Source organism: Deltaproteobacteria bacterium (genome assembly GCA_016218975.1).
Taxonomy (GTDB): Bacteria; Desulfobacterota; Deferrimicrobia; order Deferrimicrobiales; family Deferrimicrobiaceae; genus JAENIX01.
Genome location: JACRCO010000053.1, coordinates 98,302 through 116,225, shown reverse-complemented (window position 1 = coordinate 116,225; position 17,924 = coordinate 98,302). Strand labels below are relative to the sequence as shown.

The following is a 17,924-nucleotide window of genomic DNA, read 5'->3' as shown; positions in this document are numbered from 1 at the left end:
CCTCCTTAACCCTTCATCGTGTATCGTGGGAAAAGCGGGCTACCCGCGGCGGGCGAAAAGCGTCCACCGGCCCTCCGACGACGGGAATCCCCCGGCATGCCACCATTCGAGCATCTTTTTCGCGGACCGGGCCGAGTCCACGACCGGCTCTCCAAGCGCCAACCGTGCAGCCATGGCCGACGCAAGGGCGCATCCGGTGCCGTGCGCATCGCGGCGGGCCGGTTTTCCGTCCGGCGGCAGAAGGGTGACGAGGCCGTCCTCGAATACGATATCGATTCCCCGCTTGCCCTTCCAGGGGAAATGTCCTCCCTTGAGGATTACGTTCCCGCCGGTTGCGCCGTATATGTCTCTCGCGGCGATTATCGCCTCGCCGAACGTGCGGAGCTTCCGGTCGAGGATCTTCTCCGCCTCGGGCAGGTTGGGAGTAATCACGTTTGCGCGAAACAGCAGCTTCCGGTACGCGGGCAAGGCGTTCCCGAAGAGGAGAGGGGTTCCCGAGGAGGCCCGCAGCACCGGGTCGAGGACGACAGGCAGCCGGGGATTACGGTCAAGGAATGAAAGGATGCTCTCCGCAGACTGCCGCGTTCCAACCATGCCGATTTTCACCGCGCGAATCGGAAAGCTTTTCGCAGCGCATGCGAGCGAGCTGTCGACAGCGTCCCGCGGAATGGGGACTATGCGATGAAAGGCGGCGGTTGTCTGGACCGCAAGGCAGGAGGGTACTGCTGCGGCATACCCCCCCGCGGCGTGGATGGCCTTCGCGTCCATCAGTATACCCGCGCCGCCCGTGGGGTCGTAGCCTCCGAAGGCCAATATCACCGGCGGGACGTTTCTTCTTCCCATATCCTTAGGAACTCCTCGGTCCGTTCGCGGACACCCGGTCCGGAAAAAAGGTTCGAGATCACGGCAAATGCGGCGGCCCCGGCGCGGATGACTTCACGCGCGTTCTCCCGGGTGATACCCGAAATGGCTACCGTTGGAATCGAAACCGCCTCCGAGACCTCCTGCACGAGCCCGGGGCCGCGAGGTTCCAGCGCATCGTCCTTGCTCATCGTCCTGTATACGGCGCCCACTCCTATGTAATCGGCGCCATCCTCCTGTGCCTTCCTTGCCTCGGAGACGTTATGTGTGGAAACGCCGAGGAGAAAATTTTCCGGAACGATTCGCCTGGCGGCGGGAAGCGGGAGGTCGTCCTGTCCCAGGTGGCATCCTTCCGCCCCCGAAAGCAGCGCCACGTCGAGCCGGTCGTTCACCAGGAAGAGCGCTCCCGCCTCACGGCAAGCGCAGGCGAAACGTTTCGCCCGCGCGAGCAGCAGGCGAGCAGGGGAAAACTTGTCCCGGTACTGGAAAGTGCGGCATCCGCCCTCCAGCGCTTCCGAAAGGGCCAGGTCGAGGGACGTTTCCGGGTCTTCTCCCCCGCGGACCGCCGCGGAAGGATCGAGTATCGCGTAAAGGCCGCGGATCCGTCCGGCCGCAGGAACGCCCGCGTTGCCGCTGTTCAACGGGACTTCCTTTTCTTCTTCCCGGATTTCGGAAAGAGCGACAGGAAAACGAGTTTCTTGCGGAGCGTGTTCCGGTTGATGCCCAGGATCCCGGCGGCCTTTATCTGGTTCCCCCCCGCCGCCTCCATCACGACCTTGATAAGCGGCTTCTCCATCTGGCGCAGGAAAAGCGCATGAAGGTTCTCCTCGTCGCCGATGGTTTCGCCGAATCGGCGCACGAACTCCCGGATCCTTTCCTCTATCAGCTGCTCGAGGGGGGCGGTGGAAAGGTCGGGGGCCCCTTCCGCCTTCGCCAGCTCGCGGACGACCTCCTCCTTGCGCAGGAGTTTTCCGGCGGAGAGGACCGCCAGGCGCTGCACGAAATTCTCCAGCTCCCGGACGTTCCCCTTCCAGGTGCGGGATGAAAGCTCCTCGAGCGCCTCTTTCGAGAACGACTTCGGAGGCCGGGAAAGCAGCGTGCAGTATTTCTGAAGGAAGAAATCGGCCAGCAGGGGGATGTCTTCCCGTCTCTCGGAAAGCGGAGGTACGCGGACGGGGAAGACGTTCAGCCGGTCGAATAGGTCCTCGCGGAATTTCCCATCCGCAGTAAGCCGCCTAAGGTCGCGGTTGGTGGCTGCGATAACCCTGCCCCTGAACTTGAGAGGACGGTTCGAGCCGAGCCTCGTGAATTCCTTTTCCTGGAGGACGCGAAGCAGCTTGACCTGCAGCTCGTGCGGGGTGTCGCCGATCTCGTCCAGGAAAAGCGTTCCCCCCATGGCGGCTTCCAGCTTTCCTTCCCGTGCGGTTTCCGCGCCGGTGAACGATCCTTTTTCGAATCCGAACAGCTCGGCCTCCTGAAGGTCCCTCGGAATGGCGGAGGTATTGACGGTCACGAACGGACCGCCGGGTGTGCCAAGATCATGGATGCATCGGGCCACCAGCTCCTTGCCGACGCCTCGTTCGCCCAGCAGCAGGACGGTGGCCTCCGAGTCCGCGATTTTCCCGACGCTCTGGAACACCTCGAGAATGGCGCGGCTTTTCCCGACGATCCGGGACGACCGCCACTCCTCGGCGTCCTCCTCGCGGAACGGCCGCTCCCGCGAGGAGGATTCCTTTTCCAGGTCCTTGAGAAGTTTTTCTATGTGCGACAGGTCGAACGGCTTGGTGATGAACTCAGCCGCTCCCGCGCGCGTGGATCGCGCCGCCGCGTCGGGCCGCCGGACGGCTGTCATGACGAAGAACCGGGTGGAGGACTTTCTCGCCTGGACGCGTTCGAGCACCTCTATCCCCTCCATCCCCGGCATCCGGATATCCACGAAAGCCGCGGCATAAGGGTGTTTCGACAACAGGGCGAGCGCCTTGTCGCCGTCCTCGGCGAGGTCGGCGCAGTACCCCATCCCCGTCACCGCTTTCTGGAGGACCCAGCGGATGCTTTCGTCGTCATCTGCGATCAGGACTTTTTTCAACGTCAGGCCTTCTTCCCGGGTTCGACGGGAAGGGATATTTTAACCGTCGTTCCGGCTCCCCGCACGGACTTTATTTCGAGTTTGCCGCCGTTGCGGGTGACGGCCTGGCGGGCCATGACAAGCCCCAGGCCCGTCCCTTTCGGTTTGGTCGTGTAAAAGGGTAGAAATGCCTTCCGGATGTCCTCTTCGGACATCCCTGACCCGTCGTCGGCGATTATGACATCGAGGAAGGAGCGTTTCCGGCCTCTCCCCCGGCTGACCCTGAAATTGACGTTCATCCGCCCGTCTATCCTTATGGTTCCCTTTTTCCCGATCGCTTCGATCCCATTCTTGATGATGTTTACGATCGCCCGGAAGATCGCGTCCGGATGCCCGAGGACGTCGGGAAGGCTCGGGTCGACATGACGCTCGAATGCTATCTCCTTGCCTTGGGCGCGGGCCTCCGCTTTCAGAAGTTCCTCCGCTTCGAGCAGCAGCGCGAGAAGAGCGAAAGGCCTCGGATTGCGTGCGGGCTTCCCCATTTCCAGCATCTTCTCGACGAGTCCGTTGATCCGCTCGGCCTCCCTGCGGATGAGCCGGATCCCCTCCCCGCGCTCCGACTCGGACGCCTCCCTGCGGAGAATCCATTGGGCCGCCCCCAGTATCCCCCCGAGCGGATTCTTTATCTCGTGCGCGATGCCGTAGGCGAGCATCTGCATCTCCTCGGCGCTCAACGCCGCCTGCTCTTCCCGTTCCACCATCGTAAGGATCTCCGACGGTTTCATCGACAGCACGGCGCCCCGCAACTCGCCCCCCGGCCAGGAAAGGGGAGACGCGCCGATGATTACCGACAGGGGGGGCATCTCGGGTCCCCGGTTGGGCAGGCGGAGCCCGACGTCGAATCCGGTGACGGCGGCGTTTTCGGCGAGCGCTTTCCTCGCGATGCGGACGGCCGAGGGGCTTCCCCGGAAAAGCGTCCGGTAATGCCTGCCCTTGAGGGACTGCTCCGATCCCTGGAGTATCTCTTCAGCGGCCGGGTTCATGTAGACGAGTTTTCCGTCTCCGTCGAACACCAGTATCCCTGTGTTGACCGATTCCAGGACCTGCTGGTGGAGGTCGCTCAATAGAATCGCTCGACGGCTGCGCGGAAATCCTCGAGCGTGGAAACCCTCACAAGATCTCCCCGGAAGGCGGCGGCTCCCGGGATTCCCCTGCTGTACCATGCCAGGTGCTTGCGCATGTCGCGGATCCCGGCGTTCCCCAGCCGCCGGTGCATCTCCTCGCCGTGGCGAAGGATGACCGCCCGCCGTTCGCCGGCGGGAAGGGCCGGGGCGGAAGGGAGCGCCGCCGGTCCCGCCGGAGCGAAGAGCCGCGCCGGATCGTTCCGCATTTCCCGGAAGACCCACGGATTGCCGAGCGCCGCGCGCCCCACCATGACGGCGTCGCATCCGGTTTCGGAAATCATGCGGGCCGCGTCCCCGGGCGTTCTTACATCGCCGTTGCCGATGATTATACGGTCCGGAAACTCCATTTTCAGCGCAGCGATCCGGCTCCAGTCCGCCAGGCCCGAGAACATCTGGCCCCGCGTGCGGGGGTGGAGGGTCACGGCGGCGGCGCCCGCCTCGAAAACCGCCCGCGCCACATCCAGGAAGCCGTCCGTATCCGCTCCGAAACCTGCGCGTATCTTCGCGGTGACGGGGATGCCCGCGTTCCGGACGGCGGCGGCGGCGATTTCACCCGCCAGCACGGGGTTGGCAAGGAGCGCCGACCCGGCGCCCCCCCCGGTTACCTTGCGGACGGGGCATCCCATGTTTATGTCGACGAAATCGAATCCCATGCCCCCTACAGCGGCGGCGGCCTCGCCGATTTCCACCGGGGAAGCGCCGAAAAGCTGAGCCCCGATGGGGCGTTCCGCTACGGAATATTCCAGGAACCGCCGGGTCCGCTCAGGCTGCATAAGGAGGCCCTTCGCGGAGGCCATCTCGGTGAGGACGGCGTCGGCCCCGTTTTCCCGGCAGATGAGCCGGAACGTCGTGTCGGTGATCCCCGCCATCGGCGCGAGGATCAGTTTCCCCCTGAATTCCATCAACCTAATATAACGTACATTTCCCGCGGGGGCACGTTCCGCGGGCGAGCCGCGGGCGAGCTGCCGGCGAGCTGCCGGGACCCGGCCCGACGGGTACCCCGTCTCGGCGGCTCGCCCGCGGAACGTGTCCGGATACTGTATACGTTTTCCCCTTGACCCCGCCGGAAAGCCGTGGTATTTAATGCAAGTTTCATTATCCTCGGAGCGTCTCCGGAAAGCGGTTTTTGCTTTTTAAATCCAGGGGGATTTCCCGTCTGAACCCGCATTTCTCACCATTCATAATTCCATGGCAGGGAGGGGCATGATGTTATCCAAGGCACGCCGTCTCAAACTATCCACCGTCGCGCGAATATTGGCGGTTTGCGCGATCCCGCTGTTCATCCTGACGTTCGCCGCCGTCGCAAACGCCAGCGAGGCGGAGCTTAAGATCCCGGATCTGGGCAGCGTTTCGTTCCTCGGGATGTCGGGGCACAACCTCCTGGTGGGCGGGCTCGTAATATGCCTGTTGGGAATGGGCTTCGGGTTCATGCAGTTCCTGGCGATCAAGAACCTTCCCGTCCACAAGGCGATGCTCGAGATTTCGGAGCTGATCTACGAAACCTGCAAGACCTACCTCATAACGCAGGGGAAGTTCATCGCGCTCCTCTGGGCATTCATCGCCGCGATCATGGTGGTCTACTTCGGGTTCCTGCTGCACTACGCCACCGTCCAGGTCGTAATCATCGTCATCTTCAGCATCATCGGCATCCTGGGAAGCTACGGGGTGGCCTGGTTCGGCATCCGGATCAACACCTACGCTAATTCCCGGACCGCATTCGCGGGCCTCAGGGGCAAACCCTTCCCGACGATGGAGATCCCGCTGAAATCCGGTATGAGCGTCGGCATGATGCTGATAAGCGTCGAGCTTGTGATCATGCTCTTTATCCTCCTCTACGTCCCCGGGGACTACGCGGGCCCCTGCTTCATCGGCTTCGCCATCGGCGAGTCGCTGGGCGCCGCGGCGCTGCGTATCGCGGGCGGCATCTTCACGAAGATCGCCGACATCGGCTCCGACCTCATGAAGATCGTCTTCAAGATCAAGGAGGACGACGCGCGGAACCCCGGCGTCATCGCCGACTGCACGGGCGACAACGCGGGCGACTCGGTCGGCCCCACCGCCGACGGGTTCGAGACTTACGGCGTCACCGGCGTCGCGCTCATCACTTTCATCATCCTCGCGGTCCCCAACCCCGTCACACAGATCATGCTCCTGGTATGGATCTTCGTGATGCGCATCGGGATGATCGTCACCAGCGCCGTCTCCTACTACATCAACGGGATGATCGCGAGTGCGAAGTTCGCCGACGCGAAAAAATTCAACTTCGAGATTCCGCTCACCACGCTGGTATGGCTGACATCGTTCGTCTCCATCGCGATGACCTACCTCCTGTCATACCTCCTGGTCCCCAGTCTGCAGGGTGACGCGTCCCTGTGGTGGAAGCTTGCGACGATCATCACCTGCGGCACGATCGCCGGCGCCCTGATCCCGGAGCTGGTCAAGGTCTTCACTTCCACCAACTCCGGGCACGTTCGCGAGATCGTCACCGCCTCACGTGAAGGCGGGGCGTCCCTGAACATCCTCTCCGGCATCGTGGCGGGGTACTTCAGCGCGTACTGGATGGGGTTCGCGATCATCGCCCTGATGGCGATTGCATACGGCGTCAGCACTGCGGGGCTGGGCGGCATCATGGCGGCGCCCGCGATTTTCGCCTTCGGCCTGGTCGCCTTCGGGTTCCTCGGGATGGGGCCGGTCACCATCGCGGTAGACTCCTACGGCCCGGTGACGGACAACGCCCAGTCGGTGTACGAGCTTTCCACCATAGAGACGCTTCCCAACATCTCCGAGGAAATCAAAAAGGACTTCGGCTTCACCCCCGACTTCGAGGAAGCCAAGATGTACCTCGAGGAGAACGACGGCGCCGGCAACACCTTCAAGGCCACCGCCAAGCCGGTCCTCATCGGGACCGCCGTGGTCGGGGCCACGACGCTGATCTTTTCCATCATCCAGGTGCTGGAAAAGATGTTCGGCAAAGCCGACGTGGCGGCCGGGCTCTCGATACTGAACCCGGTCTTCCTGCTGGGGCTTGTCACAGGCGGGGCGATGATCTTCTGGTTCTCCGGCGCGGCCACCCAGGCCGTCGCCACCGGCGCCTATCGCGCGGTGGATTTCATCAAGAGGAACATCAAGCTGGACGCGGGAGCCGAGAAGGCCTCGGTGGAAGACAGCAAGAAGGTCGTCGAGATCTGCACGCAGTACGCCCAGAAGGGGATGTTCAACATATTCTGTGCGGTCTTCTTCGGGACCCTGTCGTTCGCCTGCGTCAACCATTATTACTTCATCGGTTATCTCATCTCCATCGCGATCTTCGGGCTCTACCAGGCGATCTTCATGGCCGACGCAGGCGGCGCCTGGGACAACGCCAAGAAGCTCGTCGAGACCGAGCTCAACATGAAGGGGACCGAGCTGCACGCCGCCACCGTCGTGGGCGACACCGTCGGCGACCCGTTCAAGGACACCTCCTCGGTCGCCATGAACCCGGTCATCAAGTTCACCACCCTGTTCGGCCTGCTGGCCGTCGAACTGGCCATCACGATCACGGACAAGACGATCACCACGGGCCTCGCGGCCGTCTTCTTCCTCATCTCCGCCGTCTTCGTATGGCGGTCGTTCTACTCGATGCGGATCCCGGTCGACGTGAAGTAGAGTTCTGAAACAGCCGACCTGGCGGCGGTAGAAAACCCGCTGCCCCCGATGCAAGGATGCCCGCCGGGGCGCAACTCCCCGGCGGGCATTTTTTTAACTTACAAACGGGGACGTTCCTTAAAAAAAACGGGGACGTTCCTCTTAAAAACGGGGACGTTCCTGAACTTTTTCTGGCGTGTGATGGAAAAAAGTTCAGGAACGTCCCCGTTTTTAAGAGGAACGTCCCTGTTTTAAGTTAATTGATGATCGCGATGGTCTTTTCGGGGAGCCGAGCGGGCGGATGTTACTTGATGACACTGATGACCTTGGGAGAGCGAATGATCATCTCCGGGCGGTCCTTGTACATGGTGACCTTCCCGCGGACACGGACGGTTTTTCCCTTGTAGAGCGCCTCCGGGTTCTTCGGAAACTTCCGGAGGTCCTTCCCCATTACGACCACCGTCAGGTACTTCTTCCAGTTCGTATGGAAGTTGAGGTAGAGGACCTTCCCGGCCCGGTGTACCCGGACCAGCTTCCCCTCCACCACGATTTCTTTCCCTGCATGCCGGTGCGCCTCGTCCCAAGCGATAACACCGGAAGGTAACGGGCCGGAAACGTGCGGCGGGGTGAATTCCCGGGCATCTGATGGAGTGACGGAAGCTGCAGGGGGCATTTCCGCAGCGATCGGGTGGAACCCGGCTTCCCTTGCTGACCTCGCGAAATCCTTGTCGGAGTACTCCGCGCGAAAGCGAAGGATTTCCTGGACGGTCTTCCCGAGATCGTCGCGGCCGACGCCTGATTTCACCATTCCGCAGCAGGCGACCGAGTAATTTCCGCCCCCGATGGAATGGACTTCGACGGAAGGGGTTCCCTGCGACCTCGCCCACCGGGACTCGGCAAGCCCTCCTTCCCGCCAGATGCCTTTACCTTCCCGCCGCGCCTCCTTTTCCGCTTCGGTGAATTCGGCTTCGCGGGAGAACGGGAAGCCCCGATTCACCCGGGCGTATCCGTGGCGCACCATTTCCCGGTTGACGAGCCTGCCGTCGGGAGGCGGAAGGACGAGGTATCGAAGGAGCCGCCCGTGACGGTCCGTATCCTCGTTGCCGCCCTCCATCTCGACGATTTTTCCGCCGCATAGGGTTGCAAGGAAATCCGAGGCCTCGTCGGACTGGAACTCCTTCGGCCGGGATGGATGGGAGCGTTCCGGGGCGTCGATGCCGATCAGGCGGACGGTGCGGATATTTCCGTCCGTAAAGATGCGGACGGTGTCGCCGTCGACGATCTCAACCACCTCGGCGCGTTCTACGGCAGGGATCGCGGCGGGAAAAAGGAGGCCGAACGCGAGCAGCGCCAGGAACGGGCCGACCCGGCGCCATGAAGCCGGGTAAGAAATGCGGGATGGTCCCCGGGCCAATTATTTCAGCGCTTCGGGATTGATCTCCACCTTTTCACGGACGCGGCGCTCGGCGAGAAAGGCTTCGATCAGCTGGCTTTTTTTCTGCTCGGCTACGCTGCGCAGGAAAGCGTCCTTCCTGGCGGCCCACTCCTTTTCATCCGTCTCCTGTTCGCCTGCGAGGGCAAGGGCTATGAACCTGCCGGAGACTTCCACCGGCATGGTCAGCACGGGCGCTTTCATGGAGAGCGACAGGAGCGTCTTCCGCATCTCGCCTGTCGGGGGCAGGTTTTCCGGCAGGGGATCGGAAAGGGGAGCGAATTGGCCGGTAGCGACCGCCGGGAGGCCGGCCTTTTTCGCGCCCGCCGCGAGATCCGAGTGGGATTTCGCCCCGGAAACGGCTTTCAGCAGTTCCGCCTGGGCGGCCGCCCTCCGTTTATCGCGGAGCGCCATGGCCGCGATCTTTTCCCGTACTTCGCTCAATGCCGGGATTCGCGATTCCTCTTTGGCGACAACCTGGAACAGGTAATGAACGTCACCGACCGTCTTGACCTGCCCGATCTCCTTTACGGACAGCGCCAGCGCTTCCTGGAATACAGCCGGGGGAGCCGATTCGTCCTTCGCGCCGCCCGACCACCCGGTTTCCGTCGGGGCGATGCCGTACGGAGCGCATGCGCTTTTCAGGTCCTTCGACTCCTGAACCTTCGTGTGGGCCTCGTACGCCTTGATGACCGCGACGTCCTTCCCCTTATCACGCTTGAGCACCGCCGCGACCCGGTCCTTGACCTCTGCGAGGGGAAGCGTCTCCGGGAACCGGATCCTGTTTACGCGAACGAGAAGGAAGCCGTTTCCCACGTCGATAGGTCCGACAAGAGAGTCCACAGCGGCGGAAAAGAGGGGAGCCGCCACCTCCTGCCTGGCTTCGCTGCGCCGCATCCAGGTTTCGCCGGTCTTCATCTTCGAATGTTTCTTCGCGAGTTTTTCGAATTCGGGCTTTCCCTTCCCTGCTTCGACCATGATCTCCGAAACCCTTCTCGCGACGGCGTCCTTGTCCTTTTTCGAATACGGTAGATAGATCTGGGAAACGAGGCGCTGTTCCTCGTTCCTGAACTTGTCGGCGTTTCCTTCGTAGAATGCGCGGATCTCGGCGTCCGTGAGCTGCGCGTCCCGCGCGAAGAACGAGGGCTCGAAGCGGGCAAGCAGGAGCTTCACACGCGCCGGGATGCGAAGGGATTCCTTTGCCTGCTCGTATCTTGCCGCGATCTCCGCCTCCGCCGGGGCGGCGACGCCCTTCATCTTTTCGGGATCCGCCGTGACGACCAGCAGCCGCACCTTGCGGGTGGCCAGGCGGAAGATGTCCCTGCCCTCGCTCTCCGGGACGAGCGCATCCGCGGCGATCAACCCCTCGATCTTCCTCAGCGTGATGTCCTGGCGCTTCGTCTCCTCGTAGGCGGCGGGGGCGATGCGGTTGTACTTCAGCGTGTTCTGGTACTGCTGCTCGCTGAACTGCCCGTTGACCTGGAAGGCGGGCGTGGCGGCGATCTCCCGTTGCACCTCCTCGTCTGCGGCCGTGAGCCCCAGCTTCTTCGCCTCGGAGAGCATGAGGGTCCGCTTGACCAGGCCGTCCAGCGCCTGTTTCCGGAAATTGAGGGCCTTTGCCATCTCGGGTGTGAGGGCTGCGCCGTAGACGTCCCGGTAGGACTTCTCCAGTTCCGCAGCAGCCTCGGCAAGCTCGCCCATCGATATTTTCTGCTTTCCGACCGTAGCCGCCACGTCCCTTTCGCGCTCGGAGTATGTGCCTACCCCCCACCAGACGAACGTGACCGCGATGAATCCCAGTATGATCTTTATGGCCCAAGAGCCGGCGTTCCGCCGGAGGACGTCCAGCATGGCTTATCGTGTCTCCTGTAAGGTTGCGGATTTGACGACAAACATAATATGTTAATGCGCCCGCAGGTATGAATTCAACGGTATTCGCCGCGATCCCCCAAATGTTTGCAAAGGGGGGACCGGCTTGTTAGAATTACACGAATACCCGCGGCCCACGGAATTTTCAAGACATTCGGAGGGAACGGATGATTTTCAACAAGCTTTTAGGCCTGTTCTCGAACGATCTTGCGATCGATCTGGGAACGGCGACGACGCTTGTATACGTCAAGGGCGAAGGGATCATCTGCTCGGAACCGTCGGCGGTGGCGGTCCACCGCGACAGCCGCGGAGCCAAGAAGGTGCTCGCTGTCGGAATCGAGGCGAAGAGGATGATCGGGCGCACGCCGGGAAACATAGTGGCGATCCGCCCGATCAAGGACGGGGTCATCGCCGACTTCGAGGTGACGGAAGCGATGCTGCGCTATTTCATACGGAAGGCGCACAAGCACCGCACGCTGGTCAGGCCGCGGATCATAATCTGCGTTCCCTACGGCTGCACCGAGGTGGAGCGCCGCGCGGTGCGCGAGTCCGCCCAGAGCGCCGGCGCCCGGGAAGTCTACCTCATCGAAGAGCCGCTGGCGGCCGCCATCGGGGCGGGCCTGCCGATCACCGAGCCTTCCGGCAACATGATAGTGGACATCGGCGGCGGGACGACCGAAGTGGCGGTGATCTCCCTCGGGGGGATAGTCAAGAGCCAGTCCGTCCGTGTCGCGGGCGACAAGATGGACGAAGCGATACTGCAATACGTGAAACGCAAGTACAACCTGCTGATCGGCGAGCCCACCGCCGAGTTCATCAAGGTGACGATAGGAAACGCCTTCCCGGGTTTCTCGGAAACGACGGAAATCAAGGGGCTCGACATGGTATCGGGCGTACCGAAGGCGCTGACGCTGCACTCGGACGAGATTCGCGAAGCGCTCTCCGAGACGGTACGGATCATAGTGGACGCCGTCAAGGGCGTATTCGAGGAAACGCCGCCCGAGCTGGCGGGGGACATCTACGAACGTGGCATCGTCCTGGCGGGAGGGGGAGCCCTTCTACGGAACCTCGACGCCCTTCTCCGGGAAGAAACCGGATTGCCGGTCACTGTCGCGGAGGACCCCCTTTCCTGCGTCGTGCTCGGGTCAGGGAAGGCGCTGGACGAGCTGGACCTTCTCCGCCAGGTGGCTCTCCACTGAAACGACGTACGCATTATTGCGGTTCGTGACAGCAAGATTCGCCTATGGGATCGTTCCTTAGAAAATGGTGGCGGCTGCTTACTGCGGTCGCCCTGATATCCGTCGCAATCCAGATCTTCGTGCATCCCCCCGCCGCGCTTTCGCGCACGGATGCGGTGCACGCTTCCGCCTCGCTCGTCTTCCGGCCGGTCTACCTCGCGGTGGATTACGTTCGCCAGGGGATCTCCTCCATATGGTCGCACTACATCGCTCTGGTCGGCGTGTCCCGGGAGAATGAACGTCTCCGGCAGGAAATCGTTACCCTGAGGGAGAAGCTCCAGGAGAACAGGGACGCCGTCCTCGAAAACCGCCGCCTCAAGGATCTGCTTTCCTTCTCCGGGTCGGTCGAGAGGAAGGCGATCGGCGCGCGCGTCGTCGGACACGACATCTCTCCCTGGTTCCAGGCGGTATTCATCGACGCGGGCCTCGAATCCGGCGTGGAGGCGGGCATGGCCGTGGTGACGCCTTACGGCGGGATGGGGCGCGTCCACAAAACGTACAGGGGGGTTTCGGAGGTGCTCCTCGTGACCGACGGGCGGTTCGCCGCGGACGTGATCGTCGAGCGAAGCCGGGTTCGCGCGATCGCCGAAGGAATGGGCGGAAACCTGTGCCGGTTGAAGTACGTCTCGCCCACGCAGGACGTAGTCGCAGGCGACCGTATCCTTTTCTCGGGGTTCGACGGCAGCATGCCGAAGGGGACGCTGCTCGGCACGGTAATCAGCGCGGACAAACCCAGGGAAGGCCTCTTTCAGAAGATCCAGGTGCAGTGCGCAGTGAACCTCCAGGCGGCGGAGGAGGTGCTGGTGGTCCTCTCCCGCCCGTCCATCCCTTTCCGGACCGGAAAATTGTGAGGGAATTCCTGGTCCTTCTCGCGGCGTCCTATGCCGGCACCGCGGTCTGCGTCTGGTGGTTTTCCGGTTTCATCCCAAGGTTCCTGCTTCCGGACATTCCATTCCTTTCGATAGTCTTCGCGGGCCTGTTCCTTCACGGACCACTTGGGTTTTTCGCGGCGATCCCCCCTGCGATATTCAGGGAAATCACCGTGTCCTCGCCGCCGTGGACCTTCTTCCTCTCGTCGCTGGCGCTCTACTTCGCCTCGCGCGAGATCGGGATGCGGTTCTACCTCAGGGCGGAATACCTGATCCTGGCGGTGGTGGTCGGGCTGCTCCTCGCGGAATCGATTTCCGTCGCCGTCCTCGTGCTGCTTGGAGGCAGCCGCCCCTTCTCATTCCTGTGGGCCGCGCAGGAGGCGGTACGCATCGCATGGACGGGGCTGGTCGCCGTCCCGCTGTTCATGGACCTGTCCAGCCGCAGGCGCCGGGTCAAAGAGTGACACAGCGTATCAGGAAACGGGAACACGATCCGCAGATCGTGAAGCGGATACAGACGGTCATATGGGTCGCGTTCGGCTTGTTCGCCCTTCTCATGGTGAGAGTCTACTGGCTCCAGGTGGTGCAGTACGAGCGCTTCCGCACCCTGTCCGAAAACAACAGGCTGCGCATACGGACGATCCGGGCGCCGCGCGGGCAGATCCTTGACCGCAAGGGCAGGCCGATCGCCGAGACGCAGGCCTCCTTCGATCTCATATGCTCCCCGATCGACGTGGCGGACCTCGAGGGCGAGCTCAAGCTCCTTGCGGAGATCGTCGATTTCGACACTGACGAAATTCCGGGAAAGATCCGGGATGCGAAGAAGAAAAATCCCTACAGCTCCATCACGGTCGCTCGGGACCTGAGGTTCGAGCAGGTCTCCGTGATCGAATTCAACCGGGAGGCCCTCCGCGGTTTCTCGGTGCTTGTGGAAGCCAAGCGCAGCTATCCGTACGGGCGGGCGTTCGCGCACGTCCTGGGATACGTGGGGGAAGTGAGCCAGGCGGAGCTGGACGCATCCGAGGACGAGCTGCTCGGGATGGGGGACGTCGTCGGGAAATACGGGCTGGAACGGGAGGAAGACGACGTTCTTCGCGGGATAAACGGGGGGCGGCACGTCGAGGTGGACGCCGCGGGCAGGGACAAGCGCCTCGTCGAGGAAGTTCCGCCGCGCGCGGGAGGGATCGTCACGACGACCCTCGACGCCGACATCCAGAAAACGGCGGAGGAGGCGATGGAAGGGAAGGCGGGCGCAGTGATCGCCATGGTTCCGAAGACCGGGGACATCCTGGCGTTCGTCTCCGCGCCGACCTTCGACCCGAGCGCATTTTCGAGGGGAATCCGGAAGGCGGAGTGGCAGGAACTGTCCAACGATCCGCGCAAGCCGATGCAGAACAAGGGGCTCCAGGGCACGTACGCCCCCGGCTCCACCGTGAAACCGTTCGTCGCGCTGGCGGCGCTGGAAGAGGGGTTGCAGGATCCGAAGGCCACGGTCCGGTGCCCGGGACACCTCTGGATCGGGAACCGGGCCTTCCGCTGCTGGAGGGAGAAGGGCCACGGGTCGGTTGACATGTACAAGGGGATAGTGCAGTCGTGCGACGTCTATTTTTACACGATGGGGATGCGGCTCGGGCCGGACCGGATCGCGAAACTTGAGAGGGACGCCGGCCTGGGCACCCTAACGGAAATAGAACTTCCGGGGGAAAGGAAGGGCCTCGTTCCCGATTCGGAGTGGAAACGGAAGGTATCGAAGGAGAGGTGGTACGATTCGGAGAGGGCGATCCTCGGAATAGGCCAGGGAGCGATCCACGTCACGCCGCTCGAGATGCTTGCGGGTTACGCCTCCATCGCCACCGGGGGAGAGGTGATGCGTCCCCGTCTCGTGGACCGGATAGCGCCGAGGGAAGCCCCCGTGGAACAACGCGCGCCGAAGATGCTCCGGAAACTTCCCTGGAAGCCGGAGAACGTCGCTTTCGTCCGAAGGGCGCTCGGGGGGGTGGTAAACGATCACGGTACCGGCGGCGCCGCGAAGCTCCAGGGGATCGAGGTGGGAGGAAAAACAGGGACGGCACAGGTGGCCGCGGTCAAGGGGAAGATGATCAAGTCGGAGAACCTCCCCTACAATCTCCGCGACCATGCATGGTTCGTGGGATTCGCCCCGGTATCCGATCCGGAGATCTGTGTCGTGGCGATGCTTGAGCACGGCGGCCATGGAGGGTCCGCCGCCGCCCCCGTGGTCAAAGCGGTGATGCAGGAGTATTTCCGGACGAAGCAGCCGGCCGAAGCCGCGGCAAAGGAGAAGGAGAAGGAGAAGCGATGATCCGCAAGGGAAAGCTTGCGCGCCTTGACTGGCCGATCTTCCTGCTCGCCCTTGCATTGTGCGGCGTGGGCCTGCTCAACGTGTACAGCGGAACGCGGGTGTTCGGAGGGACGGGCTTCCCCCTCTTCGCGAAGCAGTTCGTCTGGATCTTCCTCGGGATACTCGCATTCTTCGCATGTTACCTGACCGGCGACGGATTGATCGAGGAGGTCGTCCGCCCCGTATTCTGGGGCATCCTCGCGATCCTCGTCATCGTCCTCGTAGCCGGGAAGGTGAGGGGAGGGGCCCAGCGGTGGATCTCCCTCGGCGCCTTCAATTTCCAGCCGTCGGAGTTCGCGAAGGTCGCCATCGTACTCGCGCTCTCCAAATACTTCGCCGACAAGTACAGCTACAGCGGGATCGGATTCGTCGATACCCTGCCGGCCATCGGGCTCGTGATCGTGCCTTTCCTGCTGGTCGCGCTCCAGCCCGATCTCGGAACCGCCGGCGTGTTCGTCATCATCCTGCTGGGAATGCTCGTGATCGCCTGCGTGCGGACGAAGGTGCTCCTGTGGCTGGGGGGAACGGGCGCGCTTCTGATCCCCGCCCTGTGGCTTGCGATGAAGGACTACCAGAAACAGAGGGTCCTCACGTTCCTTGATCCCGAGCGCGATCCCCTGGGGGCGGGGTACCACGTGATCCAGTCGAAGATCGCCGTGGGCTCCGGGGGGTTCATTGGAAAAGGATACCTGCGCGGAACGCAGGGATCCCTCAGGTTTCTCCCGGAACAGCACACCGATTTCGCTTTCGCCGTGTTCGCGGAGGAATGGGGGTTTGCGGGAACGCTGGTCCTGCTCGCTCTTTTTCTGCTGCTCGTCCAAAGGGCGTTTCACCTGGCATCCCGTTCGCAGGACCGGTTCGCTTCTTTCGCGTGCGGCGGGCTGGCCGTCTACTTCCTGGCCCACATCGCCATCAATCTCGCGATGGTCTGCGGCCTCTTTCCCGTAGTGGGAATACCGCTACCGTTCGTCAGTTACGGCGGGTCGTCGATGCTGACGAACATGATGGCCCTCGGCATTATGACGAACCTGGCCCGAAGCCGCTTCACATTTCAGGGAGGAGGGGAGAGCTCGATAAGCTCTTGATCTCCGAAACGATCGAGCCGGCAAGGGACGGGGAAGCGCCGGTCCATTTTTTGAGCACTTTCCCGTCGGCGTCCGCAAGAAGCAGTAGCGGAGCCTGCTCAGGGCCGTAACGCGCCTTGAAGGGACCGGGAAGCGCAAGCAGTGTAGTTACCGGAATCGTGCCCGCATCGGGCTGAGCGGAGGGCCGAAGAGGGGCGACCTCCTTCGTACCTTCGCGCCCGAGGAGACGTTCCCGGTCGAAGAGGATCCGGTACACCCGCACGCTGCCCGCGGGGATGTCCCGCGATGCCACTTTAAGGGATTTCCAGACATCCGCGCACGGCGGGCACCACACGTAATCGAGAAAGATCAAACGCAATGGTTCGGAGGATTCCGGCAGGTTCGCCCGCGGTTCTCCCCGCTCGTCCAGGAACACGGGGTTCGGGGCGGGAAAGGGAACCGACCCTACGGAGAGGTATTTAGCGCCGCATGCGGCGAAAAAAAAAGCCGCGAGCAGCCACGCGGCGGAACGCCGCACTACATTCCTTTCTGTATCAGCGATACGATGCCGGCTTTCGTGTTGACTCCCACCATCTGGCCCTTGATCTGCCCTTCCTTGAACAGGATGAGGGTCGGGATTCCGCGGATGCCCAGGGTCGACGCGATGTCCGGGCTTTCATCGACGTTCACCTTGGCGATGCGCACCTTCCCCTCCATCTCCCTGGCGACCTCTTCGAGGATCGGCGCGATCACCCTGCACGGACCGCACCAGGGAGCCCAGAAATCGACCAGCACCGGCGTCGGGCCGGAGTCGACCGTCGTCTTGAAGTTTCCGTCGTTCAATTCCATGATGTTTCCGGCCATTCTCTTCCTCCAGTTATTCTCGCTGCGCTCACATGCCCCGCTTCGCGAGCTCCTTTTTGACGCAAAGATCCATCACCACCGGAATTCCCGCCCGATCCAGGAGATCGCGCGCCGCCTCGCTCACGACCCCTTCCTGCATCCAGAAAAACCGTGCGCCGATCCGGATCGCCTCTTCCGCGATCGCCGGCACTTCTTCGGATTTCCTGAACACGTCCACGAGGTCGATTTTCCCGGGAACCTGCGTCAGGGAGGGATACGCCTTCTCCCCCAGTGCCTCGGTGAGCATGGGGTTCACGGGAATTACCTGGAATCCCCTCTCCTTCAGATACCGCGCCACGGCGTTGCTTGGCCGCTCCGGTTTGTCGGAGATTCCCACAACGGCAACGGTGCGCGTTTCCTTGAGAATCCTGTCGATCGCCCGTTCCACTCGCGAATCACCATCGTTAAGATGCGAAACATGCTACACCGGTTTTCCGTTAAAGGAAAGGCGACGCC

16 protein-coding genes are annotated in these 17,924 nt (G+C 62.6%); 6 read left to right on the top strand and 10 right to left on the bottom strand.

Going from position 1 to position 17,924, the window contains the following annotated elements; genetic code table 11:
* Positions 1-39: 39 nt before the first annotated feature.
* Genes HY896_07075 through dusB form a run of 5 tightly spaced genes read right to left on the bottom strand, consistent with a single transcriptional unit; the run spans position 40 to position 5,012 of the window.
* Positions 40-843: a hydroxymethylpyrimidine/phosphomethylpyrimidine kinase gene (locus tag HY896_07075; protein ID MBI5576113.1), complete on the bottom strand. Its 804-nt coding sequence runs from the start codon at positions 841-843 to the stop codon at positions 40-42.
* Entirely contained in the window at positions 816-1,502 is a 687-nt protein-coding gene (thiE, locus tag HY896_07070; protein ID MBI5576112.1) for a thiamine phosphate synthase, read from the bottom strand. The genes HY896_07075 and thiE overlap by 28 nt, the downstream gene beginning before the upstream one ends.
* Positions 1,499-2,947, bottom strand: coding sequence for a sigma-54-dependent Fis family transcriptional regulator (locus tag HY896_07065; GenBank protein ID MBI5576111.1), 1,449 nt, complete (start codon positions 2,945-2,947; stop codon positions 1,499-1,501). The genes thiE and HY896_07065 overlap by 4 nt, the downstream gene beginning before the upstream one ends.
* Before the next feature lie 2 nt (positions 2,948-2,949).
* The gene (locus HY896_07060) at positions 2,950-4,050 is read right to left on the bottom strand and encodes a PAS domain-containing protein (GenBank protein ID MBI5576110.1); all 1,101 of its coding nucleotides are present in this window, start codon (positions 4,048-4,050) and stop codon (positions 2,950-2,952) included.
* Positions 4,047-5,012 (bottom strand): tRNA dihydrouridine synthase DusB, encoded by a 966-nt coding sequence (gene dusB, locus HY896_07055; GenBank protein MBI5576109.1) that lies wholly within the window; start codon positions 5,010-5,012, stop codon positions 4,047-4,049. Before dusB ends, HY896_07060 begins: the two co-directional genes overlap by 4 nt.
* A 304-nt stretch (positions 5,013-5,316) precedes the next feature.
* On the opposite strand from dusB, the gene HY896_07050 reads away from it, so the two are divergent.
* A complete protein-coding gene (locus tag HY896_07050; protein ID MBI5576108.1) occupies positions 5,317-7,755 on the top strand; it encodes a sodium-translocating pyrophosphatase in 2,439 nt (812 codons plus the stop codon).
* A 283-nt stretch (positions 7,756-8,038) separates the two neighbouring features.
* On the opposite strand, the gene HY896_07045 is transcribed toward HY896_07050, so the two are convergent.
* The gene (locus tag HY896_07045; protein MBI5576107.1) at positions 8,039-9,148 is read right to left on the bottom strand and encodes a thermonuclease family protein; all 1,110 of its coding nucleotides are present in this window, start codon (positions 9,146-9,148) and stop codon (positions 8,039-8,041) included.
* The gene (locus HY896_07040) at positions 9,149-11,017 is read right to left on the bottom strand and encodes a SurA N-terminal domain-containing protein (GenBank protein MBI5576106.1); all 1,869 of its coding nucleotides are present in this window, start codon (positions 11,015-11,017) and stop codon (positions 9,149-9,151) included.
* 185 nt (positions 11,018-11,202) lie between these two features.
* Here HY896_07040 and HY896_07035 point away from each other — a divergent pair, with 185 nt between their 5' ends.
* Genes HY896_07035 through rodA form a run of 5 tightly spaced genes read left to right on the top strand, consistent with a single transcriptional unit; the run spans position 11,203 to position 16,586 of the window.
* Complete coding sequence (locus tag HY896_07035; protein ID MBI5576105.1) at positions 11,203-12,234, top strand: rod shape-determining protein; 1,032 nt, start codon at positions 11,203-11,205, stop codon at positions 12,232-12,234.
* Positions 12,235-12,278: 44 nt separating this feature from the next.
* Entirely contained in the window at positions 12,279-13,124 is an 846-nt protein-coding gene (gene mreC, locus HY896_07030) for a rod shape-determining protein MreC (protein ID MBI5576104.1), read from the top strand.
* A complete protein-coding gene (locus tag HY896_07025) occupies positions 13,121-13,606 on the top strand; it encodes a hypothetical protein (GenBank protein ID MBI5576103.1) in 486 nt (161 codons plus the stop codon). The genes mreC and HY896_07025 overlap by 4 nt, the downstream gene beginning before the upstream one ends.
* The gene (gene mrdA / locus HY896_07020; GenBank protein ID MBI5576102.1) at positions 13,603-15,462 is read left to right on the top strand and encodes a penicillin-binding protein 2; all 1,860 of its coding nucleotides are present in this window, start codon (positions 13,603-13,605) and stop codon (positions 15,460-15,462) included. The genes HY896_07025 and mrdA overlap by 4 nt, the downstream gene beginning before the upstream one ends.
* On the top strand, positions 15,459-16,586 hold the full coding sequence (rodA, locus tag HY896_07015) for a rod shape-determining protein RodA (protein MBI5576101.1): 1,128 nt from the start codon (positions 15,459-15,461) through the stop codon (positions 16,584-16,586). Before mrdA ends, rodA begins: the two co-directional genes overlap by 4 nt.
* On the opposite strand, the gene HY896_07010 is transcribed toward rodA, so the two are convergent.
* From HY896_07010 to HY896_07000, 3 genes are read right to left on the bottom strand one after another with little or no spacing between them, the layout of a single operon-like run.
* Complete coding sequence (locus HY896_07010; protein ID MBI5576100.1) at positions 16,546-17,103, bottom strand: hypothetical protein; 558 nt, start codon at positions 17,101-17,103, stop codon at positions 16,546-16,548. The genes rodA and HY896_07010 overlap by 41 nt on opposite strands.
* Positions 17,103-17,429, bottom strand: a complete 327-nt coding sequence (gene trxA / locus HY896_07005) for a thioredoxin (GenBank protein ID MBI5576099.1) — start codon at positions 17,427-17,429, stop codon at positions 17,103-17,105. The genes HY896_07010 and trxA overlap by 1 nt, the downstream gene beginning before the upstream one ends.
* Before the next feature lie 28 nt (positions 17,430-17,457).
* Positions 17,458-17,856: a CoA-binding protein gene (locus HY896_07000; protein ID MBI5576098.1), complete on the bottom strand. Its 399-nt coding sequence runs from the start codon at positions 17,854-17,856 to the stop codon at positions 17,458-17,460.
* Positions 17,857-17,924 lie beyond the last annotated feature (68 nt).